At 68.9% G+C, this 25,634-nt stretch carries 23 protein-coding genes and 2 pseudogenes; 8 read left to right on the top strand and 17 right to left on the bottom strand.

The annotated features are described in order from the left end of the window. Positions 1-67: 67 nt before the first annotated feature. The 4 genes from OHA03_RS41570 to OHA03_RS41555 all read right to left on the bottom strand — a co-directional run bounded on the left by OHA03_RS41570 (position 68) and on the right by OHA03_RS41555 (position 6,029). A complete protein-coding gene (locus OHA03_RS41570; RefSeq protein ID WP_267009133.1) occupies positions 68-3,121 on the bottom strand; it encodes a pentapeptide repeat-containing protein in 3,054 nt (1,017 codons plus the stop codon). A gap of 696 nt (positions 3,122-3,817) precedes the next feature. Further along, a complete protein-coding gene (locus tag OHA03_RS41565; protein WP_267009132.1) occupies positions 3,818-4,339 on the bottom strand; it encodes an ATP-binding protein in 522 nt (173 codons plus the stop codon). Positions 4,340-4,589: 250 nt separating this feature from the next. After that, a complete protein-coding gene (locus OHA03_RS41560; RefSeq protein ID WP_267009131.1) occupies positions 4,590-4,811 on the bottom strand; it encodes a hypothetical protein in 222 nt (73 codons plus the stop codon). 147 nt (positions 4,812-4,958) lie between these two features. Next, positions 4,959-6,029, bottom strand: a complete 1,071-nt coding sequence (locus OHA03_RS41555; RefSeq protein ID WP_267009130.1) for an enoyl-CoA hydratase/isomerase family protein — start codon at positions 6,027-6,029, stop codon at positions 4,959-4,961. 264 nt (positions 6,030-6,293) lie between these two features. Here OHA03_RS41555 and OHA03_RS41550 point away from each other — a divergent pair, with 264 nt between their 5' ends. After that, the gene (locus OHA03_RS41550) at positions 6,294-8,498 is read left to right on the top strand and encodes a SpoIIE family protein phosphatase (RefSeq protein ID WP_267009129.1); all 2,205 of its coding nucleotides are present in this window, start codon (positions 6,294-6,296) and stop codon (positions 8,496-8,498) included. Between the two features lie 108 nt (positions 8,499-8,606). Here the strand turns inward: OHA03_RS41550 and OHA03_RS41545 are convergent, their stop codons facing one another. The 6 genes from OHA03_RS41545 to OHA03_RS41520 all read right to left on the bottom strand — a co-directional run bounded on the left by OHA03_RS41545 (position 8,607) and on the right by OHA03_RS41520 (position 12,966). After that, positions 8,607-9,233 (bottom strand): LAETG motif-containing sortase-dependent surface protein, encoded by a 627-nt coding sequence (locus OHA03_RS41545; protein WP_267009128.1) that lies wholly within the window; start codon positions 9,231-9,233, stop codon positions 8,607-8,609. A gap of 275 nt (positions 9,234-9,508) precedes the next feature. Beyond that, a complete protein-coding gene (locus OHA03_RS41540) occupies positions 9,509-9,997 on the bottom strand; it encodes a GNAT family N-acetyltransferase (RefSeq protein WP_267009127.1) in 489 nt (162 codons plus the stop codon). Between the two features lie 39 nt (positions 9,998-10,036). After that, a complete protein-coding gene (locus OHA03_RS41535; RefSeq protein ID WP_267009126.1) occupies positions 10,037-10,633 on the bottom strand; it encodes a sugar O-acetyltransferase in 597 nt (198 codons plus the stop codon). Positions 10,634-10,679: 46 nt separating this feature from the next. Continuing rightward, a complete protein-coding gene (locus OHA03_RS41530; RefSeq protein ID WP_267009125.1) occupies positions 10,680-11,651 on the bottom strand; it encodes a DUF6397 family protein in 972 nt (323 codons plus the stop codon). A 137-nt stretch (positions 11,652-11,788) separates the two neighbouring features. Then, the gene (locus tag OHA03_RS41525) at positions 11,789-12,202 is read right to left on the bottom strand and encodes a roadblock/LC7 domain-containing protein (protein WP_030932976.1); all 414 of its coding nucleotides are present in this window, start codon (positions 12,200-12,202) and stop codon (positions 11,789-11,791) included. Positions 12,203-12,327: 125 nt separating this feature from the next. After that, positions 12,328-12,966 (bottom strand): ATP/GTP-binding protein, encoded by a 639-nt coding sequence (locus OHA03_RS41520; RefSeq protein WP_267009124.1) that lies wholly within the window; start codon positions 12,964-12,966, stop codon positions 12,328-12,330. 337 nt (positions 12,967-13,303) lie between these two features. On the opposite strand from OHA03_RS41520, the gene OHA03_RS41515 reads away from it, so the two are divergent. Next, positions 13,304-13,669: a metalloregulator ArsR/SmtB family transcription factor gene (locus OHA03_RS41515; protein ID WP_267009123.1), complete on the top strand. Its 366-nt coding sequence runs from the start codon at positions 13,304-13,306 to the stop codon at positions 13,667-13,669. Between the two features lie 241 nt (positions 13,670-13,910). On the opposite strand, the gene OHA03_RS41510 is transcribed toward OHA03_RS41515, so the two are convergent. Next, on the bottom strand, positions 13,911-15,107 hold the full coding sequence (locus OHA03_RS41510; protein WP_267009122.1) for an RNA-guided endonuclease TnpB family protein: 1,197 nt from the start codon (positions 15,105-15,107) through the stop codon (positions 13,911-13,913). Between the two features lie 159 nt (positions 15,108-15,266). On the opposite strand from OHA03_RS41510, the gene OHA03_RS41505 reads away from it, so the two are divergent. Then, a complete protein-coding gene (locus OHA03_RS41505) occupies positions 15,267-15,761 on the top strand; it encodes a GNAT family N-acetyltransferase (RefSeq protein ID WP_267009121.1) in 495 nt (164 codons plus the stop codon). A gap of 39 nt (positions 15,762-15,800) precedes the next feature. On the opposite strand, the gene OHA03_RS41500 is transcribed toward OHA03_RS41505, so the two are convergent. Continuing rightward, positions 15,801-17,228, bottom strand: a complete 1,428-nt coding sequence (locus OHA03_RS41500; protein ID WP_267009653.1) for an LCP family protein — start codon at positions 17,226-17,228, stop codon at positions 15,801-15,803. Positions 17,229-17,470: 242 nt separating this feature from the next. Here OHA03_RS41500 and OHA03_RS41495 point away from each other — a divergent pair. Beyond that, positions 17,471-17,599: pseudogene (locus OHA03_RS41495) on the top strand (twin-arginine translocase TatA/TatE family subunit); the annotation flags it as partial. 129 nt (positions 17,600-17,728) lie between these two features. Beyond that, positions 17,729-17,830, top strand: a pseudogene (locus tag OHA03_RS47925) (chemical-damaging agent resistance protein C); the annotation flags it as partial. 32 nt (positions 17,831-17,862) lie between these two features. On the opposite strand, the gene OHA03_RS41490 reads toward OHA03_RS47925, so the two are convergent. The 4 genes from OHA03_RS41490 to OHA03_RS41475 form a co-directional block, all read right to left on the bottom strand. Further along, the gene (locus tag OHA03_RS41490) at positions 17,863-18,297 is read right to left on the bottom strand and encodes a DUF742 domain-containing protein (RefSeq protein ID WP_267009120.1); all 435 of its coding nucleotides are present in this window, start codon (positions 18,295-18,297) and stop codon (positions 17,863-17,865) included. Between the two features lie 22 nt (positions 18,298-18,319). Then, complete coding sequence (locus OHA03_RS41485; protein WP_267009119.1) at positions 18,320-18,757, bottom strand: roadblock/LC7 domain-containing protein; 438 nt, start codon at positions 18,755-18,757, stop codon at positions 18,320-18,322. Next, the gene (locus OHA03_RS41480; protein WP_267009118.1) at positions 18,754-21,423 is read right to left on the bottom strand and encodes a nitrate- and nitrite sensing domain-containing protein; all 2,670 of its coding nucleotides are present in this window, start codon (positions 21,421-21,423) and stop codon (positions 18,754-18,756) included. Before OHA03_RS41480 ends, OHA03_RS41485 begins: the two co-directional genes overlap by 4 nt. Positions 21,424-21,485: 62 nt before the next feature. Beyond that, the gene (locus OHA03_RS41475) at positions 21,486-22,355 is read right to left on the bottom strand and encodes an MHYT domain-containing protein (RefSeq protein ID WP_267009117.1); all 870 of its coding nucleotides are present in this window, start codon (positions 22,353-22,355) and stop codon (positions 21,486-21,488) included. A gap of 171 nt (positions 22,356-22,526) precedes the next feature. Between OHA03_RS41475 and OHA03_RS41470 the strand changes: the two genes are divergently transcribed. Continuing rightward, positions 22,527-23,126 (top strand): class I SAM-dependent methyltransferase, encoded by a 600-nt coding sequence (locus OHA03_RS41470; RefSeq protein ID WP_267009116.1) that lies wholly within the window; start codon positions 22,527-22,529, stop codon positions 23,124-23,126. 36 nt (positions 23,127-23,162) lie between these two features. Here OHA03_RS41470 and OHA03_RS41465 read toward each other — a convergent pair whose 3' ends face one another. Beyond that, complete coding sequence (locus OHA03_RS41465) at positions 23,163-24,065, bottom strand: oxygenase MpaB family protein (protein WP_267009115.1); 903 nt, start codon at positions 24,063-24,065, stop codon at positions 23,163-23,165. Positions 24,066-24,187: 122 nt separating this feature from the next. Here OHA03_RS41465 and OHA03_RS41460 point away from each other — a divergent pair, with 122 nt between their 5' ends. Next, a complete protein-coding gene (locus tag OHA03_RS41460; RefSeq protein ID WP_267009114.1) occupies positions 24,188-24,496 on the top strand; it encodes a hypothetical protein in 309 nt (102 codons plus the stop codon). Between the two features lie 116 nt (positions 24,497-24,612). After that, entirely contained in the window at positions 24,613-25,578 is a 966-nt protein-coding gene (locus OHA03_RS41455) for a hypothetical protein (RefSeq protein WP_267009652.1), read from the top strand. Positions 25,579-25,634: the final 56 nt, after the last annotated feature.

The following is a 25,634-nucleotide window of genomic DNA, read 5'->3' as shown; positions in this document are numbered from 1 at the left end:
GGCACCGCGTCACGTCACGGACATGTGCCTCGCCGCCGACCGCCCTCGGCTACCGCAAGCACGCTCGTCAGTCCAGCAGGTTCAACAAGCGGCTGGCCTGTCTTTCCGCAGTGCCCGGCGGGTTCCTCGGCTTGTCACCCTTGTCGAAGGAAAGCAGGAACAGCCAGATGAGGGCGAGGAGCCGACGGCAGTCCTTCAACCGAACGGATTCAGCTGCCGTCAGCTCGAATTGCTCGAGAAAGGCCTCAATGTCGAGGGGCTGGTCCACCCAGGTGGCCACGTGTTCGGTGATCTCAGCCAGCTCAAAGGCTCGATCGCTGACTCCCGAGTCCTCGAAGTCGACGACGCGCACCTCGGAGCCGTCCCACAGGTAGTTGGCGAGATTGCCGTCCCCGGGCCCGAAGACTCGTGGGACGTCGGACTGAACGGCCGTCTCCATGCCCGCGTCGGCCAACCAGGCCAGGCCGTGGTTCATGGCACGGCTCACCTCGTCGCCGGCCTGGGCCTGAGTCTGCGGCGTCCAAGAGCAGATTTGAGCGATGAGGGCCTGATGATGCCCTGGCCGGCGAGGAACTGCGGCCAGCGCATCAGGCGGCACCGCGACATAGAGCCTCGACAACGTCGCGGCCAGCGCCTTGATTTGCCCGGCGTCGAGCGAGCGGCCACGCAAGGGCTCACCGGACAGCCGGGACATCACCACCGTGGGCTCCGGTGCCTCAAGGTCCGCCCCCCAGGGCTCGGGAGCCAAACCGGGCGCATACCTGGCAAGCAGCTTCAGTGCCCGCCACTCACGCTCAGCTTGCTCGCGATGCTCGCCCCGAAACCGCTTGATCACGCTACGGGACCCCAGCTCGACCCCGTGAGTACTCCACTGACCAGAGCTCATGGACAGCGATCCTGCCAGGCAACCCCTGTTGGTGCGCCGACCGCCCGGTTGCGAAGCGGCCCGTCTCACGGTGGGCCGCTTCGTTCTCACCCGACCGGGGTGGCCGCGGGCAACGAGCCCGGCCGCCCCGGATGCCACCCGCCACGCCCGACCCTGTCCTCCTGTGGCCGGTTGATGAGACGGCGGACTTGGGTCTGGGCCATTCCCGCTGGTCAGTGCCCTTATCGCTTGATATCCGCGGATGGCGAGGAGAGCGAGGCCGAGCAGGACGGGTTCGGTCAGGCGGGAGGCCATTTCGGTGTAGGTGCCGGCGGTGGTGAGGTCTTGGTCGGAAGACCGGAAGATCACCGAGTTGACCACCACTCGCAGGCTTCCCTCGAAGCGCTTGGTGGAGAGGCGCTCGTGGAGGGCGTTCGTGGGGTTGACCGGGTCGGGCTTCCCGGTGGGCAGCCGAACTTGCCGACCGGACAGGATGCCGACGGTCTCCGGCTTCCAGCTGTCGGCGGGCAGACCCCAGAGCATCATCACAAGCAGCGTGCCGGTCATCGCGAGGAGCAGCCACACCACGGCGCGGGTGGCGCGCAGTCCGTATCCCGAAAGCGCCCAGTACCCGGCAAGGAGAGCCCGTTCGGCGCGCGGCCGGTCGTGATCGTGGCGACGCATCTCCATCTCGCCGTAGTAGAAGTCTGCCGCGTCCGGCTCGTTCTTGCTGTCCTCGAATGCCTTGCGCAGCGCCCGGTAGACCGGGGCGAGCTGCGCGGGCCCCACATGTTCGGTATGCCCGGTGTTGGGGACAGCCTGCTGCCAGCCTGGAACAGCGGTGGGCTGACGGGAGCGCCAGTAGTGTTCCTCGGCGAGAGTTCGACGCTGGGTGAACTGCTGAGGGCGGAGCCGCCGCCATTGCGTGCGGGCCGGGACGATGGCGAAGGTGCAGTTGCCTTCCAGGCGGATCTGGTCGAGGTAGACGGTCCCGGTGAACTGGCACTGCGTCAGGTCGATGTCGGCGAGTACCAGGTGGGCGGCGTCTACCCCGCGCAGGGAAACGATACTCACCCCGGAGCCGGTTGTGCCGGCGAGGAGATCCTCCGGGACGACGGAGCCACGAGTTCCACGGGAGTGGCGAAAGTAGGCTTGCTCGGCGGCAATGCTCAGGGGGTATTCGAAGACGGCGTGCGCGAAGTCGACGTCGGCATGGCGCAGTCGCAGCGCGGCGGTTGATTCCCAGCGCGTCCGGTGACACTCCAGGCGCCGGGCCGCGATCGACAGCGTCACCGGCCCGCTGAACCTCGCCCCCGATAGGAAGACCGTATTCCCGCAGACCAGCGGCCCCAACTCCGCCGCTCGCTCGAACACCGCCGCACCGAAATCGACGTCTTCGGTGAAGTTGGCCGACTCAAAATCGGCGATGCCAGTGAAGATCGCCGACCCGAAATCGGCGGTGCCGCCGAAAGTGGCCGACTCGAAATCGGCGGCGCCGGTGAAGGAAGCCGAGTGGAACCGGGCTGCGCCGTTGAAGGATGCCGACCCGAAATCGGCGGTGCCGGCGAAGGTGGCCGACCGAAACTGAGCGGTGCCTGTGAAGGTGGCCGACGCGAACCGGGCGTCGCGGATGAAGGCGGCTGACCCGAAGTCGGCGGTATCGGTGAAGGTGGCCGCCCGGAACCCGGCGTCGGTGAACGTGGCCGAGATGAACACGGCGGCGTCGGTGAAGGTAGCCAAAAGGAACCAGGCTTCGCCGGTGAACGTGGCCGAGTAGAACCGGGCGGCGCCGTTGAAGGTGACCGACTCGAACCCGGCAGTGCCAGTGAAGGTGACCGAGTCGAACTGCGCTTCGCGGGTGAAGGTGGCCGACTCGAACCAGGCGTTGCCGGTGAATATGGCCAAGTGGAACCGGGCGTCGCCCGTGAAAGTAGCCGACTCGAAATCGGCATCACCGGTGAAGGTGGCCGACTCGAAGCGGGCGTCGCCTAGGCGTGGGTGGCTTGTGGTGGGGTCGCTGAGGGCGTTGAGTAGTTGGTCGAGCAGTTGGTCGGTGAAACTCGTGCCCCGGTAGTCGATGTCGTCGCCGGCGTTCAGGCTCGCGAGGTGGGTGTCGCGGTCGAGGCCGGAGAGGTGTGCGAGGCAGGACGGGTGCGGGTCGACAGAGCGTCCGATGCAGCCGGCGCGGTCCCCGCTGGTGACGCCGTCACCGCAGTACGGCCAGTCCGGAACGAGAGGGGCTGGGGTAGATGCCATACGGGTGAGTACACCGCCTGCCCACCGCCCGTTGCGAGTCGGCCTCCGCAAAACGCCCGCGCGCCCTGAATCGCCCAGTGGCCCGGCCTTCGTCCGCCAGGGACGTCCTTCGCTTCTGCTGGGCTCTCGCAGAGGCGGAAGAAGACATGGAGCGGGAACAGGCGCAACGGGAGGAGGTCGCGGTCGACATGGATCCCGAGTTGTACCACCAGGTCGGACGGAGACTCTATGAGACTGGCCACGACCGCTGACAGGACCTCTGCGACTTTCCGTGCAGATGACAGCGCGCGGCAACCCTCTGCAGCAGTGCGGATGTGACCGTCAGCGATAGTTGGCCGGAGGCGGTGGCAAGACCTCTGGTGAACGGCCTGCGCTCAAAGACAGTTGGCCATCAGAGATAGTTGGCCGCTGCTGCCACGACGTCATCGCGGAGCGGCGTGGAGGCGTGCTTCTTGAGGTGGAGCCAGGTGCGTCCCGACTGCTTGGGACTTCGCTGGTGCGGAGGGCAGTATGGTGCGCAGAGCCTCCCGGAGCGCCGGTCGTTCCAGGGCGAGCAGCGTGGCAGCTCCGTCCAGGAGGTTGGTCGCAGCCCGGGCAGGCTGCGCAGCTCGATGATCCTTAAGAGTCGCGCGTTCTACTTGGCAGAAGATCGTTCCTTGTTGCCACCTGCGGCTGCTTTCGCGTGGCGGGTGGACCTCAGCTCTTGACGGCCTCTGCGATCCGTAGGGCGGCCTGGGTGGGCGTGAGGTGCGTGGTGTCGACGACCTCGGCCTCGCCGTGTAGCCACGTGCGGGCTGCCTCGGCGTAGTGCTCAAGGTATTCGAGACGGAATGGGGAGGGGCCAAGAACAGTGTCCCCCTCGATGCGCCCGCGGAGGGTGTCTTGGTCAGCGTGGAGGACAAAGTGCCGTACGGGAATGGCATGTTGGGCGAGGCCCGTGCTGATCTCGCGCCAGTACTGCTCGACCAGGACAGTCATGGGCATCACCAGAGTGCCGCCGGTGTAGTCGAGTACGCGGCGGGCGGTCTCGACGACGAGCGGCCGCCACGGCGGCCAGTGCTGGAAGTTGCCCGTCCAGGGCAGCCCCGGCGTGATGTCCATGAGTGTCTCGCCGACCTTCTCGGCGTCGAACACCCGTGAATCCGGGATCAGCTGCTGCACGAGTCCACTGGTCGTCGTCTTGCCTGCGCCGTGGGTTCCATTGAGCCATACGATCATGAGACCCAACGCTAGCGCCGTGCGGGCCGCAGGAACGGGCACGGCGGAAATCCGGTACGGGTTCGGCGCTTCCCACAGTGGTGTCAACCATCGAGATCAACTGTCACCTATCTCGAATCACGAGGACAGATGGCCGCTTGCGCTCCGCCCGTGGACGCGGCCGGACGTCCCCGGCATCGGGATGCTCCAAGAGGTCGAACGCCACATATCACGCCGGAACCCTGGTCGTCGGCCATCAGCACCGGGAAGGTCATCGGGTCCCTCCGACCGCGGCATGGGCCGGGGCCGCTGGGAAGGTGGCTTCGACGCCCCAGCCGCCGCCCGTAACCGGGCCCGCCTTGATGCGGCCGCCGATCAGGCTCACCCGTTCAGCCAGTCCCCTCAGCCCGAAGCCGCCGCCGGAGGTGTGGCGCGGCCGTCCGTCGTCACTGACCTGTACGGTGACGCTGTTGCCGGACCGGACCGCGCGCACTCACGCCTCGGTGCAGCCGTGGGCGTGCTTCCGTGCGTGGTCAGCGCCTCCATCACCACGCGGTGAGCAGCGGTGGTCACCTCCACCGGCAGGTCGTCGAACGCGGAGTCACCGTATAGCGCAGCCGGGGACCCTGTGGAGCCTGATTCACGGAGAGCTCGCATGCGGGGCGAGGCCGAGTTCGCGGGCTCCCAGCGGCTCGAAGAAGCCCGCCACTTCCGCCGAGCTGACCTGGGCGAGCCGGGCCGGGCTCCACTGCGGGTTGCGGTCCTTGTCGATGATCTGGGCGCGCACGCCCTCCACCAGATCGGGCCTGGTGAAGGCGGCGCAGGAGACGCGGAATTCCTGGTCGAGCACCGCCTCCAGGCCGCCGAGGCGCCGTGCGCCGCGTACCGAGGCGAGGGTCACCTTGAGTGCGGTGGGCGACTTGGTAAGAATCGTTTCGGCGGTCTCCTTCGCGGCAGGTACGCCGCTGTTCTGGAGCCGCTCGACGATCTCCTCGACCGAGACAGCCGCGTAGCAGGCGTCGATCCAGTCGCGATGCACGGACAGTTCACCGACGGGCGGAGCCGTGGCGTACCGCCGCACAGTCGCCAAGACCTCGGCGGGCCTCGTGCTCCCGGCGAGATCCCGGGTGAGGTCCACCAGGTGCTCGGACGGGACGAAGTGGTCGGCGAGGCCGCACAGCAGCGCATCGCCGGCGCCGACCGCGTCCCCGGTGAGCGCCAGGTGGGTTCCGAGCTCACCGGGTGCGGAGGCGAGGAGGTGGGTTCCACCGACGTCGGGTACGAAGCCGATGCCGGTCTCCGGCATGGCGACGCGGGAGCGTTCCGTGACGATACGGACGCTGCCGTGGGCCGATACCCCGACGCCGCCGCCCATCACGATGCCGTCCATGAGTGCGACGTACGGCTTGGGGAAGCGGGCGATACGGGCGTTGAGCCGGTACTCGTCGCGCCAGAAGTCCACCGATGTGCTGCCGCCCGCTCGGGCGTCCTCGTAGATGGCGCGGATATCGCCCCCGGCGCACAGACCGCGCTCCCCTGCCCCACTGAGCAGCACCGCGGTGACCGAGTCGTCGCGTTCCGCCGCGGCGAGGGCTTCGTCGAGGCGGAGCACCATGGTGTGGGTCAGCGCGTTGATCGCCCGGGGCCGGTTGAGCGTGATGTGCCGGATGCGGCCCTCGGTGTGCAGCAGGACGGGGTCTTCGTTGTTCATGAGTGCGCTCCGGTCAGCCCCTGTGCCGTACCGTCCGCCGGTCACGGACGATCTTCCGCTGTTCATTGTGCGTGGTGGGTGGTGGGGTGGGGCAGCAGGGGGTGCCGAGGGCCGGGGCAGGGGCGGTAAGGGGCGTCCGAGGCGCCGGGGGGTGTCGTCAGCTGTGGCAGTCATCTGGAACCGGTTCGACAATTGAGGCGTATACGAGCACCGCACACAGGCCGCACTGCCCGCCAGTCCCGCCGGACGATCTCCGGAGCAGGAATGACCGACAATGACCGGACGCCAGACGCCGACGATTCCCCCCGCGTGCAGCTCGACCGGCGCCACAACGGCGAGACCGGGACGGCGGAGCGGCTTGCGCTGAATCGCACGGGCAGCTTCGAGTGGGACCTGGACGCGCGGACGCTGGACATCGACGTGGCCGGCCTGCTGGTCTTCGGGGTGGACCCGGACACCTTCACCCCCCGCCCGGGGGCCCTGCTCGAGCGGCTCGAACCGGTGGAGCGGACCCGGCTGGAACTCGCGGCCGACGAGGCCATCAACGGCAGCCGCAGCTCGTACAGCATCCACTTTCAGGTCCCGCTCGACGACGGCACGCACCAGTGGACCCATATCCAGGCGCGGGTCCTGCGCAGCGACGACGGACGGGCGCACCGGGTCATCGGAGTCGTACGGGATGCGACGGCGGAGATCACCCATTCGGCCTTCGTGCTTGACCTGGAGAAACGCCGCCAGCGTCAGACCAGCATCGTTGAACGCACAACAAGTGCCATGGCGCGCGCGGTGACCGTGGACGATGTGACCGCCGCGCTCACCGGCCCGGGCGGGCTCGCCAGGCTCGGCGCCGACGGGCTCGCCCTCGCGCTGGTCGAGAACAACGTGCTCAACGTCATCGCACTGAGCGGCGAAGCTCCGGAGGCGATATCCGAGGTCGCGGCCAGGAATCTCGACCCTCGATTCCCCCTGGCCGACACCATCCTCCGTGGCCGGCCACGGTTCGCGACCTCGGTCGGCGCACTCACCCGGCGCTACCCGGCGCTGGAGCCGTACGCGGACCAGTTGAAATTCCGCGCCGCAGCGTATCTACCACTGGTCGCACAGGCGCGCACGTTGGGCGGGCTTGCGCTCTTCTACCACGAGCGCACGGCCTTCAACGCCGACGAGCGCAATCTGTGTCTGGGGCTTGCGGCAATCGTGTCCCAGTCGCTGCAACGCGCGACCCTCTTCGACGAGGAGCGCGAATTCGCCACGGGGCTGCAGTCGGCGATGCTCCCTCGGCAGATCCAGGAGATCAAGGGTGGCGAAATCGCTGTGCGCTACCACGCTGCGTGGAGCGGGCGGCAGGTCGGTGGCGACTGGTACGACGTGATCCCCCTGCCGAAGAACCGGTTCGGCATCGTGGTGGGCGATGTCGAGGGCCACGACACCCACGCGGCCGCCATCATGGGCCAGCTGCGGATCGCCCTGCGCGCGTACGCCGCCGAGGGGCACCCGCCGGCCACCGTACTGGCCCGGGCCTCGCGGTTCCTCGACGAACTGGACACGGATCGCTTCGCCACGTGTACGTACGCGCAGGTCGATCTCGCCTCGGGGACCGTGCGCATGGTCCGCGCCGGGCACTTCGGTCCGCTGATCCGGCATACGGACGGCCGGATCGGCCTTCCGCAGGTACGGGGCGGGCTGCCGCTGGGGATCTCCACCGCCTTCGAGGACGAGGAGTTCCCGGAGACCCGTCTCGACCTGGTGCCCGGCGAAACGCTCGTCCTGTACACCGATGGCCTCGTGGAGGAGCCGGGAGCCGATATCGACGCGGGTGTCCGTGCACTGGTCCACGAGGTGCGCGCCGGTCCCACGCGCGCGCAGGCGCTGGCCGACCATCTGTCGGACCGGCTCTGGGAGCGCTGGGGCGCGGGGGACGACGTCGCACTACTGGTGCTGCGGCGCAGTCCGGATCCGGGGTCGCCGCGAGCGCCGCGGTTGCACCAGTACATCCACCAGGCGGATCCCGAGGGGCTCTCCGAAGCCCGGGCGATGGTGCGCCAGGCTCTGGAGGGCTGGAACCTGGCCGGATTCGCGGACGACGCCGAACTCATCACCGGTGAGCTACTGGTGAATGTGCTGCTGCACACGGACGGCGGAGCGGTGCTCACGCTGGAGGTCCTTCCGAAACCCGTCCGGCGGGTGCGGCTGTCGGTGCAGGACCGTTCCAGTGCCTGGCCGAGGCGGCGAACTCCCGGCGAAACGGCGACATCGGGGCGCGGCCTGTTGCTCCTCGATGCCATCGCCATCCGCTGGGGTGTCGAGTCGCGCGGCGAAGGAAAGGCCGTCTGGTGCGAGATCGGACCATCGGCACCATCCGCCTCCGCTGCCCGGGTCCGGAAGGCGACCCGCTCTGCGGAACCTGGGGCGCCAGTGAAGCCGCCCGACCCTGCGGAGTCCGCGGATCCTTCTGAAAGCCCGAGTTGAGGGGAGTTGAGGGGCGCGCCGCCACGCGCGGCGTGATCCGGCACGCCCCTCGCCCCCATGGTCCGTGGCGCGGTCCCACGCTACGGACCAGCGGACCACTGAGCTACGTCAGTGCTGTGCGGTGCGACGCTTGCGCACGGACCACATGATGCCGCCACCGGCCAGCAGCACGGCGACAGCCGCACCACCGATGACGGGGGTGGCCGACGACGAACCGGTCTCGGCCAGGTCGGGCGAGCTGGGGCTCGGCGAGGCCGCGGCGGGCGCGGTCTCCGGGGAGCTCTCGCTCGGGGTGGCGCTCGGGGTGGGCGCCTCCGTGGTCGGCTTCTCGGCCGGCTTCGACTCGGACTCCGTCGGCGTGGGCTTCGGGGTGTTGTCCTCACACACCGGCGCCGTCTTGGTCTCGTCCTTCGAGAACTGGTCGCCGTCACCGGCCTTGACGACCAGGTGGACCGTCAGTTCCTTGTCGTGCTGAGGCAGCTCGAGCTTCTTGTGGAACTCCTTGCCGAACGTCTCGGTGGACAGGAGGTCCTTTCCGTCGACGGTGACGGTCACCTGGTTGGTGACGCCACCGTTGTAGGCGGTCAGGTCAAGGTTCACATCAGTACAGGTCACGGCCCAGGTGGGGGTGTGAGCTGCGGCCGGTCCGGCGCAGAGGACCGCGCCGGTCAGGCCGGCAACCGCAACGGCCGCGTATGTCCCCGCGGCACGCCACGATCTCCTGGGTATGGTCATGGATTCTTCCTCCACATATTTCATCGCCCGAATGGCGGTGGAGCGCACAGTACTGCCCTCCATAACCGTCCGCGCAACCGACCCATGCGCCACGCGAGGTTACAACTGTCACCACATCAGCTCGGGTTGGTACATGCCGGACACTCCCCTGGCGCCGCGACCCGTCGAGCGGTGGCGTGAAGTGAGCGTATGGCGCCGGACCACCTGTTCCGCCGACCCGAGAGCAGTCCGAGGAGCAAGTCCTGCCGGCGGCCCGACGAGCGGGCCCCAATGAGTCAGAGCGCGCGATGCATGATGTGCAGTCCGACGAACCCGTGCTTCGGGTGGTTGAACCCTTCGGGCAGGGTCCCCAGGATCTCGAACCCGAGTGAGCGGTAGAGCCGCACCGCATAGTGGTTGGTCTCCACGACGGCGTTGAACTGCATCGCCCGGAACCCTGCCGCGCGAGCCCACTCCACCGTGTACACGCACAGCGCCCGGCCCACTCCCTGACCGGAGTGCTCGGGGTCGACCATGTAGCTGGCGCTGGCGATATGCCTGCCGTTGCCCATGTGGTTGTTGTTCATCTTCGCCGTACCGAGGACGGTCCCGTCGTCGTCGACCGCCACGACCGTACGGTTCGGCTCCTTCAGCAGCCACCAGTCGCGGGCGTCGTCCTCGCCCAGCTCGAGCGGGTAGGTGAACGTCTCCCCGGCAGCAACGATTTCGTGGAAGAACGGCCAGATGGCGGGCCAGTCCTCGGTGGTGGCTTCCCTGATCAGCATGAGGACACAATGCCGGTGCGGGGCGCCGTTCGCGAACCGTTATTCGTCACGCCGGGCAGGTGCTTGCTCCCCTTCTCCCGTGTCGAGAGTACGAATGACTCGGGCGGGGCTGCCGACCGCCAGCACTCCCGACGGCAGGTCCTTGGTCACGACGGATCCTGCGCCGACGACGGTGTCCGCCCCGATGGCTACGCCGGGACAGACGATCACCCCGCCACCGAGCCATACGTTGTCCCCGATCGTCACGGGGTCCGCCTTCTCCCAGCCCGCACGGCGGCGCTCGGTGTCCAACTCATGGCTGGGGGTGAGAAGCTGAACGTTCGGGCCGATTTGTACATCGGCACCGATCGTGATGGGCGCCGCATCGAGGAAGACCGCTCCGAAGTTGATGAACGTACGCGGGCCGATGGTGATGCGAGCCCCGTAGTCGCAGTAGAACGGCGCGCGAATGTTGACATCCGCGCCCACCGGGCCGAGCAGGTCCTCCAGGATCTTCCGCCGTTCGGCGGGCGTTGCCCGCGCCGCGGTGTTGTAGGCCTCGCAGAGTTCGATGCGCCGCTCGGTATCCGCGCGCAGTTCGAGATCGTCCGCGATGTACCAGTCGCCGGCCAGCATCCGCCTCTTGTTCTCCCCCACGACTCACCTCTCTCCTTGCGTATCCACCGTGTCCGTCGTGTCCGAATCATTCAACGGTCTTCGCCGGCAGCCCGTTCCCACCCGTCCTCCGCCCCGTATCGCGCCTTCGCAGACCGAGTCGAGCAAGCAGCCCGGGTGCGGGATCGGAGACGGGCACGGGATCGTAGTCGGTAACGGGAACGGAAACGGGTCGATGGTCGTCTCCCGGACGCGGAGCATGTCGCGACGCCCGTGCGCCGTCCAGCTCCATAATCAGATTGATCCTCCGCCAGAGGATCTCGTCCGGATCGTCCGCCTGCATCAGCTGTGCCATGGTCTCCCGGGCGACGACGGATCCCGGCGGCCCGAAGACCGGCTCGGGCCGGACCTTGGCGAGGTAGGCGCGCTCGTACGGATCGTCGACCACCTCCGCGAGCTGAACCGCATCCAGCGCGCCGGCGAGCACTGCCACGCGCCGCCAGGGATCCTCCGTCCGGCTCAGCACCCGCTCGATCCGTTGTGCGCGCCAGTTGCGCGCCCGCCAGTCGGTGCCTGCATCCAGCCGGGCCCTCATCCAGACCGGACTGTTCCCGGCCAGCAGTTGAGGAGCCCGGGTCGCGAACCCGAGGACTTCCTGGGCGAGATAGAGCCACACAACCGCTCGATACCGATTCAAACAGAACGTCACCGGCGTGATGCATCCCGCCCGGGCCAGTCTGGTGAAGCGGACCGGACTGATACCGAGCAGCCGCGCCCCTTCCACCGTGCCCACCCTACGAACCCGTTCGCGCACCGCGTCCGGGAAGCCGTCCTCGGACCGGAGCCGGTGGATTTCCTCACGCCCCACCCTGGGCCTGCCGCCGGCCTGCTCCGCCGTGGTACGCACGATGCCCAGGTGCACCGCAAGTTCGAACTCACCGCGCTTCAGACCCAGTTCCTGCGCCGCTCGTCGCGCTGCCACCGTCCCGCCAGTGGTGTCGGTGGCAGCGGCCGCCTCGGCGCACAGCACTTCTGTACGCACTGCTTCCGTAACAGCCATGACTGTCCTCCCCCATGAGGATCCGCGAGTTCCGTAACTCTCTGTGATCACGGTATCTCGAGGGGACGACTTTCGCCCGGCCTGTGGACAACTCTCACGGCCGGGCGAAAAGTACAGGTCGGATGGGCTCCGTAGGGTCAGATCCGGTTGACTCCTCCATGGCCGCCCTGGCGTGCGGTGACGCCGAGATGTTCTCCGACCTTGTTCACGAGCAGCGTCATCTCGTACGCGACCTGACCGACGTCGGCCTCGGCCGCGGTCAGCACGCACAGACAGCTGCCGTCCCCGGCGGCAGTCACGAAGAGGAGCGCCTCGTCGAACTCCACCATCGTCTGCCTGGCCTTTCCTGCCCGGAAGTGCCGTCCCGAGCCACGGGCGAGACTGTGCAGCCCCGACGAGACCGCGGCGAGATGCTCCGCGTCCTCCCGTGCCAGCCCCGTGCTCGCTCCCGTCACCAGGCCGTCGTTCGAGAGCACCAAGGCGTGCCGAATGTGCTCGACGCGGCCGGTGAGATCGTCAAGGAGCCAGTCAAGTCCCCTGTCCAGCGCCATTTCCCCGCTCCTCCCCGCTCATGCGTTCCCCGTACGTGTCCCCGTTCCCACGTTGCGCGTAAGCCTTGCGCACAGCTCACGTACGGGCAAGCGCCCACTGCATCCGCAACGTCGCGCAGGAAGCGTCAGCCCACCGAGTCGAGGAGCCTCGCCGTGTGCATCCGGCCGGCGTACTCGACCATGCGGATGAGGACTTCCTTGCCCGAGTCGCGGTCGCGCGCGTCGCACAGCACGACCGGTGTCCCCAGGTCGAGATCGAGGGCGCGGGACACTTCGCGCTCGCCGTAGGCGCGAGCTCCCGCGAAACAGTTGACGGCCACGACGAACGGGATCCTGCGATGCTCGAAGTAGTCGACGGCCGGGAAACAGTCTTCGAGCCGTCGGGTGTCGGCGAGCACAACCGCGCCGAGGGCCCCTTGGGAGAGTTCGTCCCAAAGGAACCAGAACCGGTCCTGCCCCGGTGTGCCGAAGAGATACAGCGAGAGGCCGGACCGGATGGTGATGCGCCCGAAATCCATGGCCACGGTCGTGGTGGTCTTCTGATCCACCCCGTCGGTGTCGTCGACCGACTGTCCGGCCTCGCTGAGGAGTTCCTCCGTACGCAGCGGCCGGATCTCACTGACCGCACCGACGAGAGTCGTCTTGCCGACTCCGAAGCCTCCGGCGACCAATATCTTCAGCGCGAGAGCGTCGGTCTCCGCGGCTTGATCAGCCGCTCCCTCGACCGTCTCCCCGCCCGTTCTGTCAGCGTCCTCGGAAGGCATCGATCACTTCTCTCACCCGTGAGCCTCAAGATGGAAAAGCCCAGATCAGAGCCGTCTTGCCGGGCTCGGTTCGGTATCTGTGGGCTGCGGTACGGGTGACAGCATGGCAAGCAGCGACCCCACCCCGAGCAACGTGATCGGATTTTGACCGGAGTGGCCGGACAGAGACCACTCGGTGTTCGTATGAGATCACTGTTTGAGCCGAATTGGAGCCTGGTTCCCGCCAGACCCGAACCCGGCGCGGTTGTGCGGTCGGGCCACGGGGCCTTCACGTCCGGCACCTACACTGGTCGCTTCGGGGCGTGGGAAGACAGTCCGGGCGGACAGGAGAGCAAGAGTGTCGACACGTGCCGGCGGCGGCTTCGACGATCCGCCCGCGGAGGTGCTGGCGGAGGCGGCCGCGGCGTTCGGACTGCTGGCGACGCCGGCGCGGCTGCACATCGTCTGGGCGCTGTCACAGGGTGAGAGTGATGTGACCGGTCTTGCGGAGCTGGTGGGCGGCACGCTGCCGTCGGTCAGCCAGCATCTGACGAAGCTGAAATTGGCCGGTCTCGTGCGATCGCGGCGCGAGGGCCGCCGTCAGGTGTACCTGGTGGACGATCCCGATGTGGTGACGGTCGTACGGCTGATGGTCCGCCAGCTCGCCGCACGGGCCGGACACGCGCCCCCGCAGCACGTACGCCTCCGTGACCTCGGCGTCTGAAAGCAGCGCAGCCGCAGGATCCCGCCGCACCGGCCGCGGTGACTCCGACTCTCCGGCGCAGGCGCTTCGTCCGCGGTCTCGTGGACGCAACGTTCGGTGTCCTGCTGCCGCCGCTCGAATTCGTGTTGCCTGCCATGGTGCGCGCGTTGTACGCGTATGGACAGAGCACAGCCAGCCCGTAACCGCTGTCCACAGAAAAGGAGATGCTCTTGACGCTCTCCCTCCTGAGGGAGGGAGATTCTTACGGCTCGCGCCGTGAGACTTCCTGTTTCATCGCCGACTGCCCGCCCGGAGTTCTCCGTTGAGATCTTACACCAGCTCCACAGGCCGACACCGCCCGTCCGGCGGCCAGCAGGTTGCGTGCGGCGTTCACGTCCCGGTCGTGTCTCGTGCCGCAGGCGCACGTCCAGGTGCGGACGTGCAGCGGCATCTTGCCCTGCAAGGTGCCGCAGACGGAGCACAGCTTGGAGGAGGGGAAGAAGCGGTCGACCGCGATCACTTCCCGCCCGTACCACTGGGCTTTGTACTCCAGCAGGCTGCGGAACTCGGCCCATGCCGCGTCGCTGATGGCGCGGGCCAGGCTCCGGTTCTTGACCATGTTTCGCACGGTCAGGTCCTCGATCACGATCGTTTGGTTTTCACGAACGAGCCGAGTGGTCAGCTTGTGCAAGCCGTCACGGCGCCGGTCGGCGATCCGGGCGTGGATCTTCGCGACCTTCAGCCGGGCCTTCCTGCGGTTGGCGCCGTCCCCCTTGGCCTTGCGCGCAAGGGTGCGTTGGGCCCTCGCGAGCCGGGCACGGTCCGTGCGCTCATGCCGCGGGTTAGCGATCTTCTCACCGGTGGAGAGCGTCAGGAGGTGGTTCAGACCGACATCGACACCGACCGCCGCATCCGTGGCGGACAGCGGCCTGACGGTGAGGTCGTCGCACAGCATGGAGACGAACCACCGACCGGCGCTGTCCTCGGAGACCGTCACAGTGGACGGCTTCGCCCCCTCAGGGAGCGGGCGCGACCACACGATGTCCAGCGGCTCGGCCATCTTCGCGAGAGTCAGCCTGCCGTCCCGGAAGCGGAAACCGCTGGTGGTGTACTCGGCGGACTTGCGGGACTTCTTGCGGGACTTGAAGCGCGGGTACTTGGCCCGCTTGCTGAAGAAGTTGGTGAACGCGATCTGCAAGTGCCGCAGCGTCTGCTGCAACGGCACCGACGACACGTCGTTGAGGAAGGCCAATTCCTCGGTTTTCTTCCACGCCGTCAGCAGGGCCGAGGTCTGGTTGTAGTTGACCCGCTCCTGCCGCGTCCACGCCTCCGTGCGGGCCGCAAGCGCCAGGTTGTAGACCTTCCGCACGCATCCGAACGTGCGCGACAGCTCAGCTGCCTGCGCACCCGTCGGATAGAAGCGGTACTTGAACGCCCGCTTCACATGCTTCGTGGCCACACTCACAACCTAATGCGACCGCATGTAAAGATCCAACCTGCGGGTCAGAGCACTGCGATCCGCCCTGGCGGCGAATCGCAGCCAGCCCTTGCCCTGCTCCGCAGGAGTGAGTCCGTTTCCTCTCCGCCCTGAAGGGCGGAGTATCCACGGAGGAATCAGATGAGCCTGCAACACATCGATGTGTGTGTGCGTCGCGCGACCCTCGACGATGTGCCCGCGCTGGTGCGGATGCGAGCGCTGATGCTGTCCGACATGGGAATGCAGACCGGTGACGCCGACGCGCCATGGCGGGCAGCATCGGCGCTGTGGTTCTCCGAGCGCCTGCGGCTGCCGGACGCGTTCGCCGCGTTCCTGGTCGCCGATCCCGAGCTCGGCGTCGTCGCGAGTGCGGTCGGCGCGTGCGACGTGCACGCGCCCAGCCCGGCCAATCCCAGCGGACTGCACGGGCACATCTCCAATGTCAGCACCGATCCCCGCCGTCGACGCCGCGGGTACGCCCGGGCGTGCCTCGACGCGTTGCTCACCTGGTTCCGTGAGGAGACTCCGGTCACGGTCGTCAATCTCAATGCCACCGGGGACGGCGCCGCTCTGTACGAGTCGTTCGGCTTCGCGGCGCCTCGGCACCCTGCGCTGCAGCTCCGTACGGGGGCGTGACCGCCCGCAGTTCCGCAACGGTCGGTGGAACCCGGCCGGTCAGCCGTAGGAGAGGTCGGTGCACAGGTCTTCGTCGGCCGACCGGACTCCGTCGCCGGCGGTGGACGCAGCCGTGCCGGGCGTCGTGGACGCGGCGGGCAACGGATTCTGTGCGTACGAGCTGCCGAGGACCGCTCGGATGCCCGGCATGTCCGAGGCCCTGGTCCGCGCCCCGGTGAAGAGTCGCGCGGTGGTCTCCGCCTCGCTCCGGAGGCCCGGCCCGTATTCGATGACGGTCGACGTGTGGTCCTGGGTGCTCGCGGTCGCCGTGACGGTGACGGTGAAGCCGTGGGCGCGCAGCAGTTCGGCAGCGCGGGCGGCGAGTCCATTGACGATGGTGCCGTTGTAGACGGCCAGGCTGATACCTGTTCCGGAGACCACGGCCGGGGCGGCGGGAGACGGCGAGGCATCAGCCGAACCCGTGCCGCTACGGCCTCTCTTGCCCTTGCCGCCGGCATCCTGGTCGTCGATCGCGCGGTCGGCCTTGAGCGTCGCCCACAGCGCGTCGGCGTCCGTCTCGACGATCGCGACGCGCGCGCCCTCGTAACGCCAAGGGACGGTCACGAACTTGGTGTTGCGCAGATCGATGTTCTTCATCGACATGGCGAACGACAGCAGCCGGTCGGCTGATCCGAGGCCGGGGTCGACGGTCATCGCGTCGGTGGCCGCGTTGGCGAGCGGCAACAGGGTGGTGGGGTTCATGCCCCGGGACTTGACCTTCTTGATGAGGGAGCCGATGAATGCCTGCTGGCGTTTGATTCGTCCGATGTCGGAGCCGTCGCCGATGCCGTGCCGGATGCGGACGTAGTCGAGCGCGCGCTGCCCGGAGACGGTCTGTGGGCCCTTGGCGAAGACCAGGGCGCCTCGCGTGGGCAGGTTCGGACTGAGGTCGCGCTCGTAGATGTCCTGCGGCAGACAGACCGGGACTCCGCCGACGGCCGACGTCAGAGCGGCGAAGCCGGAGAAGTCCACCACGATGGTGTGGTCGACGCGCAGGCCCGTGAGCTGCTCAATGGTGTTCTGGGTGCAGGCCGGGTTTCCCTCAGCGGTGTCCCCCACCGAGAACGCCCCGTTGAACATGACGTGGTGCTGCGGTGTGGTCCAGTCGCCGTCGGGCTTCTTGCACGCCGGGATGTCGACGAGGGAGTCACGGGGAATGGACACGGCGACCGCGTGCCGGCGATCGCCGTACACATGGAGCAGGAAGGCGGTGTCGGAACGGCCCACGGTGTCCTTGCCGCCGCCCAGCTTCCTGTTGGCGCCGGAGCGTGAATCCGATCCGATGACGAGGACATTCTGCCCGTTCGACGAGGAGGGCGGCCGGTCGCCGGAGATCCCGTCCGCGCGGAAGGTGTCGATCTGGCCGGTCAGCTTGAGATAGCCCCAGCCGACGCCCGCGACGAGCAGGACGAGGAACGACAGCCCCATGGTTGCGGTGCGCCGCGCCTGACTGCCCCGTTGTAAGCCCGCCGTCACCTTGTGACTTCCCGTCATTGGTCACCTCGCCCGTCCGGCGCTCCGCCTGCCACGGAGGAAGACGTACGCCCCCGCCCCGAAGTTGCACAGTTGCGCAATCTAGCAAGCGTTGCCGTGCAAGTGGATCAATGGTCCTGCCCACAGCCACCCGGATCCGCCGACGCCGAAACATCGGAAGGAAGGGCGGAACAGCGGTGCTGCGCAACGGCCCTGAACCCTGGCACCTCTCGATTGTCGCGGCTGTACCCATCGCGCTGTCCGGATCGGAGAAACTGCCGGACTCGGCCCGCACGCGGGGCGAGTCGATGCGGATCCCGCAAAGCGTGAGGCGAAGGCCGTCAACAAGAACGAACCAAGGTGAGCCGGACGGCGCGATGCCGTGCCCGGGATGATCGTCGTCACGGTCGGTCGGGACTGGGACGTGTGGACGACGGGTGAGGGCGAGGACTCTCGGGGAAGTGTGCCGGCATGGCGCGGAGTGGACGTTCCGCGCGGTGGGCCAGGGTCTCGCGCGAAGCCCTGCCGGTGTCCCGTCCGGCTACGGCGTCGATGTCAGCTCCCTCGGGCCGCCTGCCGGAGCGGTGGCTCAGAGCGCCCGCAGTCCGTTGATCACCTCGCGAAGGATCCGCTCGTCGGGCAGTTGTGCGGGCGGCACGGGTCGGCTGACCCGCACATAGCCGGCTTCGAGCAGATCTCCGAGGAGTACGCGGACGACACCGACGGGAAGGTCGGCGTCGGCGGAGAGTTCCGCGACGGACTGGGTCTCGGAGCGGCACAGCGTGAGCAGGGCGCGGTGTTCGGGTCCCAGTAGGCGCTCCTCGGAGCTGTCCGGTGCGCTGTCGGCGACGGCTACGAGTGCGATCAGGTCGAAGTGCGCGCCGTTGGGGCCCGGTTCGGTCCGTCCGCCCGTCATGGCGTACGGGCGGACCAGGGGCCCCGCTTCGGCGTCGTACCACTGGCTGCCCGGCAGTTCGGGCGGGTCCGGGAAGCGCTGGGAGCCTCCCGGACCCTTGCTGGTCATGTCCACTGCTGTCTCGTCCCTTTCAGCCGGCCGGGGACGGGGGTGCGGTGATCCGCGGCGGGGTTCGCAGGTGCTCGCCGACCCGTTTGACGAGGCGGGCCATCTCATAGGCGACCAGGCCGATATCGGCGAAGGCCGTGCTCAGTACGGCGAGGCAGGAGCCGTCCCCCGCAGCCACGACGAAGAGGAAGCCCTCATCCATCTCGACCATGGTCTGACGGACGTCTCCGGCCTGGAAGTGCCGTCCGGCGCCCTTCGCAAGGCTGTGGAAACCGGAGGCCACCGCCGCCAGGTGCTCGGCGTCCTCGCGGCTGAGCGCGTTGGAGGCGCCCACCGCCAGACCGTCGTTGGAGAGCACCACGGCGTGCCGGACTTCGCCGACCCGGGCCACCAGATCGTCCAGCAGCCAGTCGAGTTCGCCCGAGCGCCGGTGCACCTCGATCCTCTCGTTCGCGATCATGCGTGGTCTCCTTCGCTGCCTGGACGGGGGCGGGGTTCGGTGATGTTCCGGCGGGGGCGGGGTTCGGGCTTGCCGGGGGCGGCGCCGCCGCCGCGTACCCAGCCGTTGCGGTAGGCGGTCATCCGGTCCCTGGCCTGCTCCGGGGTGCGCTCCACCGGGCTGTCCGCGCCGCTCCCGTCGGTGCCTCGGGCCGGTTCGGGACGGGGCTCCTCACGCAGTTGCGGAACGAGGCTGGCCTGCCGGACGCGGCGAGGCAGTGTGCCGTCGTCATCCGCACTGCTGCTCCCGCTCCGGGGTGTCGGCCTGACCTCGCTCCTGCCCGCTGCCCCGTCCTCGTCCGTTCTGCGGGCACGCGGGCGCAGCGAGGTGACTCCGGCCGGGGGACTCGTCCGGGATTCGAGGGCGTGCACCGGGGCCGGGGCGGGGAACGCCGTGGCCTGGGTGCGCACCGCACGCGGGCCCGGTCCGGGTCCGAACGGCACACGGTCACCATCGCTGTCGCTGTCGCCGTCGCGTTGACGCTCGACCGTTGTCTTCTCCGGAGCGGCCGCTTCCTCGCCCGCCGGAAGCGCGCCCTGCAGCAGTGCGGTCGGCAGCAGGACCACCGCGGTCGTTCCGCCGTACGGGGAGGTGCGCAGCTTGACCTTGATGTGGTGCCGGACCGAGAGCCTGCTGACGACGAAGAGGCCGAGCCGGTCGCTGTCGAAGAGGTCGAGAGCCTCCGCCTGCTCGATGCGCCGGTTGGCCTCGCCGAGGAGTTCGCTGCCCATGCCGAGCCCGCGGTCCTCGATCTCCAGGGCATAGCCGTTGCCGACAGGCTCGCCGCTGATCCGCACCTTGGTGTGCGGCGGTGAGAACTGCGCAGCGTTCTCCACGAGTTCGGCGAGGAGGTGCGTGAGGTCGGCGACCGCGGTGCCCTTGACCGCGGCGTCGGGCAGTTGCCGTACCTCCACCCGCGCATAGTCCTCGATCTCGGATACGGCCGCGCGTACGACATTGGTCAGTGGTACGGGCATCCGCCATGCGCGGCCGGGGGCCGCGCCGGACAGGATGATCAGGCTCTCCGCATGCCGCCGCATCCGGGTGGTGAGGTGGTCGAGGCGGAACAGGTTGCTCAGTTCGTCGGGGTCGTCGGCGCGGCGCTCCATGCTGTCGAGGAGGGTGAGCTGGCGGTGGACCAGCACCTGGCTGCGGCGGGCGAGGTTGACGAAGACGCCCGAGATGCCGTCGGCCAGTTCGGCTCGTTCGACGGCGGCGCTGAGAGCGGCCCGGTGCACGGTGCCGAGGGCCTCGCCGACCTGTCCGATCTCGTCGTGGGTGGCCATGCCGTGTGGGGCTTCAGCCTGGATGTCGAGGGTCTCGCCGGCCCGGAGTCGCTGCATGGCGCGGGGCAGTTTGCGGCGGGCGATCTCCAGTGCGCTGTTACGGAGACTGACGAGTTCCACGACGAGCGCGCGGCCGATGCGTACGGAGATGACCAGCGAGGCAGCCACGGCGACGCAGCCGAAGAGGACTGCCGCTCCGGATGGACTGAACAGGCCGCGGGCCAGCGGGTCGGTGCGGTCCGCGGCCCGTTCCGCGGCGCGGGTGTCGATGGTGCGCAGCTCGCTTCGTACGCTCACGGCGGCCGTTTCCCAGTCGGCGGTGTTCACCGCCCGCGCGGCTTCCTGTCCGGGCGATGCCGCCAGCACCTGATCCTCGGCCGCCTCGATCCGACGGTATGCGGGCCGGTCCGTGAACTTCTGCCAGGTGATGCGCTCGGCGGTCGGCAGATCGGCGCCCGCGGTCTCGATGAGGTTCCTGCGGGTCTCCATCGCTCCGGTGAACTGCACCAGTTGGTGGCCGTCGAGGCTCTTGGTGAGGCCCGCTGTGGCGAGCAGGGCGTCCTCGCGGGCCAGCATCTCGTCGGCGCGGGCCAGTTCGAGCAGGACCCGTGCATCGGATCCGAGCGCGTCGTCCTGAATTCCGGTCACGGCACCGGAGACGGCGAATCCCGCGGTGACGGCCCGGGTGTACCGCTCGAACACTGCGTTCTCGTCGCGCTCCTGCTTGCCGTCCCGGTCCCGGTCGCCCGCCGTGCGCAGTTCGTGGGTGCGGTCGAGGAACCGGTCGAGCCGGTCGGCGACGCCCGTCGGAAGGCTGCCCGTGTCGGCGATGGTGTGCTGTTTGTCGAGTCGCAGGGCGGCGAGCGCGGTGTCGGTGCGTCCGGCCTGCTGTTCCAGGGCGGCGGCGCGGGCGCTGCTGGGGGCGGCGGTCTGGAGCAGGGCAGCTCTGCGTTCGGCCTGGAGTGCGGCGACAGCGGTCGATATCGGGGCCCGGACCTCTTTGTCGACCTGCTGCAACTGCCGTAGTTGTGCCACGTCCTGGGCGGTGTTGACCGTGGCGAAACCCCACAGGGCGAGCAGCGAGACGACGGGCACCATCAGAAGCGAGATGATCTTCGCGCGTACGGTCCTCGGGCGCAGTGTCCAGCGTCCGCGTGGCCCGGATGTGTCCTGCGTCAGCAGCAGCCGCACGTCGTGTTCGGCGGTCTCGTCGGCCGGCGGTCCCGCGTGCGCGCGTCGTCCGCGCGCCGCGGGCGGGGGCGAGGCGTCGGGCGAGGGCTGGGCGCTGGGCCGTGCGGCGGCCGTCGCGCCGGGGTCCGGGGTCGTGCGGGGTGGGCGCATGGCCTCCTCGTTCCGGGTGTGGAGCTGGGCAGGAGTGAAAGGGGCGCGAACCGGCCGCGGCGTCAGGGCGTGGCGGCGGGCGAGGGGTCCTGGCCGCGTGGGTCACGCCGTGTGTGGGGATCACGTCCGCGTTGCGCGGATCGTGCCGGGGCCATGGCATCCGCTTCGGCGGGTTCCGCACTGCGCCCGGCGGAGACGTACGCGGCACGTTCGCGGGCCGTCGGCGAGAGGGCGACGAACGCCGACGTCAGGAAGAGGTACGAGCCGAGTCCGACGGCCAGGGGGAAGATGAACTGCATCGTCGTAGCCCCGGGGAGTTCCACGTCGGAGGAGGTGACGCGGACGCCGACGGCCATCATGCCCGTGTAGTGCATGCTGCTGACCGCCGCGCCCATGACGAGCGAGGCGAGGGCGACGGCACGCGGCGACTTGATGTTCAGCGCCGCCCACAGGGCCGCCGTCGCGGCGACGACGGCGATGACGACGGAGAGTGCGACCCGCAACGGGTCGTAGTGGATCGTGCCGTGCAGCCGCAATGCTGCCATGCCCAGGTAGTGCATGCTGGCGACGCCGAGTCCGGTGCCGAATCCTCCGACGAGCAGTGCCCTGGTGCGGTCACGGCTGTAGCCGACAGCGAAAACACCGCAGCCGACCACCACCATGGCGCAGAGCAGGCTGAGCAGGGTCAGCGGCACGTTGTAGCGGATATCGGTTCCGGTCACGCCGAAGCCGAGCATCGCGACGAAGTGCATTGTCCAGATGCCGGTGCCGAGGGCGGATGCGGCTGCGATCAGCCAGTTGCGGCGCGAACGGCCGCTCGTGTCGAGTGCGCGCACGGTGCAGCTCAGGCCGAGCGCCGAGCCGATCACTGCCATCGCGTACGACAGCGCAGGTGTCAGCCAGCCGAAGGTGGCGTGGTCCAGGTGTCCCATGAATCGGGAACGCTAGTCGCGATGGGGGCGCACGCCTGGGGCGCATTTCGAAAGCTGCCGGAATATGACAGAGAGATGTCCCTGAACGATCGCACAGTGCTCGAACATGCACGCCGATTCCCGTGGTTTCGTTCCATTTCGCTCCGGCGGCCGCTGCGCGATCATGTCCGTATGGCCGATCACCACACACATGTCCAGGACTTCTTCACCGCCCGCGCCGCGGACTGGGACACCCGCTTCCCCGACGACGCCCCTGCCTATGCGGCCGCCGTCGAAGCACTCGGGCTGCGCCCCGGCGACGCCGTGCTCGACGCGGGATGCGGTACGGGACGGGCTCTGCCCCCACTGCGCAACGCTGTCGGGCCGCAGGGCACGGTTCTGGGTGCGGACCTCACCCCGGCAATGCTCCAGGCGGCGGTACGGGCCGGTCGCGACCGGAGCGGTCGGCTGCTGCTGACCGATGTGGCCCGGCTGCCGCTACGGAACGCCTCGCTCGACGCGGTGTTCGGCGCCGGGCTCATCTCGCACCTGTCACAGCCCGGACCGGACCTGGCCGAGCTGGCGCGCGTCGTCCGGCCCGGCGGCCGGCTGGCACTGTTCCACCCGATCGGCCGGGCCGCACTCGCGGCGCGCCACGGCCGCCGGATCACGGACGACGATCTGCGGGCCGAGCCCAACCTCCGGCCAGTGCTCGCACGTTCGGGCTGGCGACTGGACGCGTACACCGACGAGGATGCCCGATTCCTCGCACTCGCCGTGCGGGCGGACTGACCGGCGAGCGGGCCGAGCGGGCGAGGCCCTCCGGGTCTACTCGACCGGAGCGCCCGGCCGCCGGTTGTGCGGGACCGGGCAGCCACCGGTGCCGGGGGTCGGCAACGTCCCGAGCCCGGCGATCTCGTAGCCGTCCGGGTAGCCCTTGATCTCCGGGTTCTGGCGCGCGTAGTGCGCGGTGGAGCGGGGCGGCAGCAGTCGTACGGCCCGCGCCCGCAGCCGCAGCGCGCCGCGAGTGAGACCACGGGCGACGGGGCCGGGACGTTCGTAGCGGAACGCCCGCAGCAGCGCATCGTCGAGGAGCGCCAGGCTCGCCTTGCGCAGGACGGGTGCGAGCGGCCCCGGATACCACGAGCCCATCAGCGCCAGCGTGGCGTCGGAGACCTTGCGCGCGCCCTCGTCCCAACCGAAGTGTTCGTCCTCGTACGTGTCGAGGGTGCGCTCGAACTCCTCGAACGTCTGAGGTACGCCCTTGATACCCATGTGGGCGCCCAGGGTGCGGTAGTAGACGGCGAACGCCTGCAGCTCGTGGTCGGAGAGCCGGCGCCAGCCGTACCTGTCGATCCAGCGCTTCGGGACGACGACGAACGTACACAGCACGTAGCGCATGTCGTCGTTGCTGATGTCGTAGCTGCGGTGCATCTGGTTGATCCGTCGGATCGCCGTGCGCCCCGGATCACTGTCGAAACCGTGTTCCACCACGGCGTCGAGGAGGAGCGCGGTGTCGTCGTACCGCTTCTGGGAACGGTCTGTCAGCTCTGACGTCTCGGCGAGGAGTCGGCCGATGCTGGGGACGGCATATGTACGATAAAGGGCCAGTTCGAGCGCCCGGGTGATGTCCCAAGGGAACTCGTAGGTGGCTGTGAGCCGGTAGATCTCCAGGAAGTCCCGTTCCGGATCGAGACGCTGGATCTCCTTCAGCCGGTCGTATCGCTTCACCGCGCGGTCCCCGTTCCTCGGTCGGTGGTCCAACTCTACGTCGAGGGGGAAGACCGTAAGTACGTACGAAGACAGCTTGCGTGCACGGCCCCCGTGCACGACTCCCCGGGAAGGCGGTCTCCATGATCGACATGTTCAGCAGTCTCCGGAAGGTGGTCTCTCCCGGCCGCAAAGGCGGGCTGCCCGCGCCACCGCACGAGGAACACCGGCGCAAGCAGCACAATCTGTTCGAGGCGGCCGCCACCTATGTCTCGGCGTGCGCGGAGGACGACCAGGACCGGATGGACGAGGTGAGCGGATGGGTATCGCCCGGAGCGCTCTCCTTCGGGGTCAATGAGCTGGCCTGCAGAGCCGTCGTCGCGCTGGCGCGCGAGCGCGGCAAGTCCCCGCAGTCCGTGGCCCGTGACCTGCTCGGGCTGCCTGCCGACTGAACAGCACCGTCCGGTTGACCACGCACGATGGGTCTTCCCTTGTCAGGGCCTCGACGACCGCGTTACCCACTGGTTAAGGTGCGCCGACGGAAACCATGAGGGACGAGGAGAGTGCTGTGGCCGGGACGGACGACGCGGTCGCCGAGGACGACGCACTGTATGTGCTGACCGCGGTGCTGCTCACACCCGCGCAGTTCCCGAGCGTGCTCGGTGACGACTACCCGGCGGCCTGCGGGGCACTCGGCCTCGAGCCGTACGCCGAGGGCTATGGACTCGTCCTCGGCCAGGACGGCGACGGCGCCCGGTGGACCGTCGTCGTCGACGACGTGTCACTGGTCGCCGTCGCCATCGCCTCATGGGACTGCGGCATGGAGTACGACCTCTCCCCCGACGACCGCTCAGTGGTCTGTGCGCTCCCCGGCTGGCCCCTCGCACTCGCGGTCGCCGCACCAGGGGTGCCCGCCCCGCACGACCCGCCGCCGGACCCCGAGGCCGAGGGCACCGATCCGCCGCCGCTGACCCCGCCCGACACAGAGACGTGGGGGCCTGCGCAGCGGCGGCTGGGCGCGGACGAGATTGCGTTGCAGTGGGCGGCGTGGCGCGACCAGATCGACGACGAGACGACGTTCAGCGGGTCGAACGGCACGGATGTCGCGGACGATACGGATGGCGGGGACGCCGGGGCCGGCGCCGGCGAGCCGGGCGGCACGGATGATCCGGACAGTGCCCAGGAGTCGGATGCCGGCGATGCAGCGGACCCGGCCGCCGACGCGGCGGAGGAGAGCTCGGCCCGCCCCGCCGCGCTCTCCGGAACTCATCCCGGTGTGCGACGCGCTCTCGCGGATGCCCATGCGTACGTGGACAACCCGCCACCGCCCGGACGCATCCGGTCCTCCTTCGCCCCGGGCGACGCCCGGACCCTGCGCGCCGACGGACCCGGCTGGTCCCTGGTCGCGAGGACCGACGACATTGCGTTCGTCCTGCTGGACGAGGAACCCGGCGAGGTCCTGCCGGTGGGACGCGGGGCGGCACTGCCCGGCCTGTTGAAGGCGCTCGACGCGCTCGCGGTGCGGCCGGCCTGAGCCGAGAGGCTCAGGCCGGCCGGTGTGACGAGGGCCCGCACGGGACGACCGGTGCG

It is taken from the genome of Streptomyces sp. NBC_00154, assembly GCF_026342835.1.
Classification (GTDB): domain Bacteria; phylum Actinomycetota; class Actinomycetes; order Streptomycetales; family Streptomycetaceae; genus Streptomyces.
The sequence above is the reverse complement of the archived record's forward strand: the minus strand, read 5'-3'. Positions and strand labels throughout refer to the sequence as shown.

Excerpts from the sequence above, each read along its gene's own strand:
- OHA03_RS41545 (WP_267009128.1), bottom strand. The coding sequence starts at position 9,233 with ATGACCATACCCAGGAGATCGTGGCGTGCCGCGGGGACATACGCGGCC.
- OHA03_RS41530 (WP_267009125.1), bottom strand. The coding sequence starts at position 11,651 with ATGGCTGTTACGGAAGCAGTGCGTACAGAAGTGCTGTGCGCCGAGGCG.
- OHA03_RS41555 (WP_267009130.1), bottom strand. The coding sequence starts at position 6,029 with ATGAACAACGAAGACCCCGTCCTGCTGCACACCGAGGGCCGCATCCGG.
- OHA03_RS41570 (WP_267009133.1), bottom strand. The coding sequence starts at position 3,121 with ATGGCATCTACCCCAGCCCCTCTCGTTCCGGACTGGCCGTACTGCGGT.
- OHA03_RS41565 (WP_267009132.1), bottom strand. The coding sequence starts at position 4,339 with ATGATCGTATGGCTCAATGGAACCCACGGCGCAGGCAAGACGACGACC.
- OHA03_RS41490 (WP_267009120.1), bottom strand. The coding sequence starts at position 18,297 with ATGACCAGCAAGGGTCCGGGAGGCTCCCAGCGCTTCCCGGACCCGCCC.
- OHA03_RS41475 (WP_267009117.1), bottom strand. The coding sequence starts at position 22,355 with ATGGGACACCTGGACCACGCCACCTTCGGCTGGCTGACACCTGCGCTG.
- OHA03_RS41480 (WP_267009118.1), bottom strand. The coding sequence starts at position 21,423 with ATGCGCCCACCCCGCACGACCCCGGACCCCGGCGCGACGGCCGCCGCA.
- OHA03_RS41505 (WP_267009121.1), top strand. The coding sequence starts at position 15,267 with ATGAGCCTGCAACACATCGATGTGTGTGTGCGTCGCGCGACCCTCGAC.
- OHA03_RS41470 (WP_267009116.1), top strand. The coding sequence starts at position 22,527 with ATGGCCGATCACCACACACATGTCCAGGACTTCTTCACCGCCCGCGCC.
- OHA03_RS41540 (WP_267009127.1), bottom strand. The coding sequence starts at position 9,997 with ATGCTGATCAGGGAAGCCACCACCGAGGACTGGCCCGCCATCTGGCCG.
- OHA03_RS41460 (WP_267009114.1), top strand. The coding sequence starts at position 24,188 with ATGATCGACATGTTCAGCAGTCTCCGGAAGGTGGTCTCTCCCGGCCGC.
- OHA03_RS41520 (WP_267009124.1), bottom strand. The coding sequence starts at position 12,966 with ATGCCTTCCGAGGACGCTGACAGAACGGGCGGGGAGACGGTCGAGGGA.
- OHA03_RS41525 (WP_030932976.1), bottom strand. The coding sequence starts at position 12,202 with ATGGCGCTGGACAGGGGACTTGACTGGCTCCTTGACGATCTCACCGGC.
- OHA03_RS41550 (WP_267009129.1), top strand. The coding sequence starts at position 6,294 with ATGACCGACAATGACCGGACGCCAGACGCCGACGATTCCCCCCGCGTG.
- OHA03_RS41500 (WP_267009653.1), bottom strand. The coding sequence starts at position 17,228 with ATGGGGCTGTCGTTCCTCGTCCTGCTCGTCGCGGGCGTCGGCTGGGGC.
- OHA03_RS41485 (WP_267009119.1), bottom strand. The coding sequence starts at position 18,757 with ATGATCGCGAACGAGAGGATCGAGGTGCACCGGCGCTCGGGCGAACTC.